We start from the raw sequence: 2,722 nt of genomic DNA, 5'->3' as shown, positions 1-2,722 counted from the left end.
GGGCAAGACCCGAAGACAGGTGGTGCATGGCTGTCGTCAGCTCGTGTCGTGAGATGTTGGGTTAAGTCCCGCAACGAGCGCAACCCGTATCCCTTGTTGCCAGCACGTTATGGTGGGGACTCAAGGGAGACTGCCGCAGAGAATGCGGAGGAAGGTGGGGATGACGTCAAGTCATCATGCCCCTTATGTCCTGGGCTACACACGTACTACAATGGGCTTAAATAGAGGGCATGCGAAGCCGCGAGGCAGAGCGAACCCCAAAAACAAGCTCTCAGTTCGGATCGCAGGCTGCAACTCGCCTGCGTGAAGTCGGAATCGCTAGTAATCGCAGATCAGCATGCTGCGGTGAATACGTTCCCGGGCCTTGTACACACCGCCCGTCACACCACGAGAGTCGAGAGCACCCGAAGCCGGTGGGGTAACCGCAAGGAGCCAGCCGTCGAAGGTGAGATCGATGATTGGGGTGAAGTCGTAACAAGGTAGCCGTATCGGAAGGTGCGGCTGGATCACCTCCTTTCTAGGGAGAAAACTCCTAACAAGAGCACATCTGGAGCTTACATTGTTTGGTTTTGAGGGAACACCCCTCACCATGATCCTTGAAAACTGCACAGAAGATAGAAAAAGCGCATTTTAGGAAAAAGCCGAAACAATTAGGTCAAGCTAGGAAGGGCATACGGTGGATGCCTAGGCGCCAAGAGCCGACGAAGGACGCGGTAAGCTGCGAAAAGCCACGGGGAGTCGCAAGCAGGCGTAGATCCGTGGATGTCCGAATGGGGGAACCCGGCGGTGGTAATGCACCGTCATCCATCGTAAGATGGAAGGGAACCCGGGGAACTGAAACATCTAAGTACCCGGAGGAAAAGTAATCAAACGAGATTCCCTAAGTAGCGGCGAGCGAAAGGGGAGGAGCCCAAACCGGTTGCGCTATGCGCAACCGGGGTTGTGGACCAACATAAGGACTGGCGAGGTCTAGTCGAACTACCTGGAAAGGTAGGCCGCAGAAGGTAAAAGCCCTGTAGGCGAAAGGCTGAGCCAGCCGGTTGGGATCCAGAGTACCACGGGATACGTGGAGTCCTGTGGGAAGCAGGGGGGACCACCCTCCAAGGCAAAATACTCCTTGGCGACCGATAGCGCATAGTACCGTGAGGGAAAGGTGAAAAGCACCCCGGGAGGGGAGTGAAAGAGGACCTGAAACCGTATGTCTACAAGCAGTCGGAGACTATAAGTCGACGGCGTGCCTATTGAAGAATGAACCGGCGAGTTACAGCAGCCAGCGAGGTTAAGCAGAAAATGCGGAGCCGAAGCGAAAGCGAGTCTGAAGAGGGCGAGAAAGTTGGCTGTTGTAGACCCGAAACCGCAGTGATCTATCCATGGCCAGGGTGAAGCGCAGGTAACAATGCGTGGAGGCCCGAACCGGTGGGCGTTGAAAAGTCCTCGGATGAGTTGTGGATAGGGGTGAAATGCCAATCGAACGCGGAGATAGCTGGTTCTCCCCGAAATAGCTTTAGGGCTAGCCTCAAGAAAGTGAGTGCAGGCGGTAGAGCACTGATAGGGCTAGGGGCCGTAAGGTTACCGAACCTTGTCAAACTGCGAATGGCTGCACTTAGAGCTTGGGAGTCAGACTACGAGTGATAAGATCCGTAGTCAAGAGGGAAACAGCCCAGACCATCAGCTAAGGTCCCGAATGCCGTGCTAAGTGGCAAAGGATGTGGCGCTACAAAAACAACCAGGATGTTGGCTTAGAAGCAGCCATCATTCAAAGAGTGCGTAATAGCTCACTGGTCGAGTGGCGCTGCGCCGAAGATGTCCGGGGCTAAAGCACGGAACCGAAGCTATGGAATTGAGAGGTGCATCTCACCTCTCAATTGGTAGGGGAGCGTTCTTACCGGGTAGAAGGTTTTCTGGAAGGGGAGCTGGACTGGTAAGAAGTGAGAATGCCGGTATGAGTAGCGAAAAGACAGGTGAGAATCCTGTCCACCGAAAGCCTAAGGGTTCCTGAGCAACGATCGTCGACTCAGGGTAAGTCGGGACCTAAGCCGAGGCGGAGAAGCGTAGGCGATGGACAACGGGTAAACATTCCCGTACCGCCCGAAGTCGTTTGAGCGAAGGAGTGACGCAGGAGGTAAGGCAAGCGCGAGGATGGAAAGTCGCGTCTAAGCCGGTAGGGTGCAGTGCAGGCAAATCCGCACTGCGAGAGCCTGAGAGGTGAAGGGGAGCTGAGGGGAGACCCTTGGCGAAGTTGCCTGGGCCAGACTGCCGAGAAAAGCTTCTAGCGAGACGGAGGGCGCCCGTACCGGAAACCGACACAGGTAGGCGGGGAGAGGATCCTAAGGTGCGCGGGAGAACCCTCGTTAAGGAACTCGGCAAAATGTCCCCGTAACTTCGGGAGAAGGGGAGCCCAAGCCCGTGAAGGCAGGAAGCGGCCGGAGCGGGAGTGGGTCGCAGAGGAGAGGCCCAAGCGACTGTTTACCACAAACACAGGTGCCTGCTAAAGCGAAAGCTGACGTATAGGTGCTGACACCTGCCCAGTGCCGGAAGGTTAAGGAAGGGGGTTAGGGGGAAACTCCGAAGCTCACGACCGAAGCCCCGGTGAACGGCGGCCGTAACTATAACGGTCCTAAGGTAGCGAAATTCCTTGTCGGGTAAGTTCCGACCCGCACGAAAGTGTAACGACTTGGGCACTGTCTCAACGAGGGACCCGGTGAAATTGAAATACCTGTGA

General features: G+C 55.8%; 2 rRNA genes. Both read left to right on the top strand.

The annotated features are described in order from the left end of the window. Positions 1-517, top strand: a 16S ribosomal RNA gene (locus TCARDRAFT_RS14430); the annotation flags it as partial. Positions 518-653: 136 nt separating this feature from the next. Continuing rightward, positions 654-2,722: ribosomal RNA gene (locus TCARDRAFT_RS14425) — 23S ribosomal RNA — on the top strand; the annotation flags it as partial.

It is taken from the genome of Thermosinus carboxydivorans Nor1 (genome assembly GCF_000169155.1).
GTDB classification, from domain to species: Bacteria; Bacillota; Negativicutes; order Sporomusales; family Thermosinaceae; genus Thermosinus; species Thermosinus carboxydivorans.
This window is presented reverse-complemented; position numbering and strand designations above follow the sequence as displayed.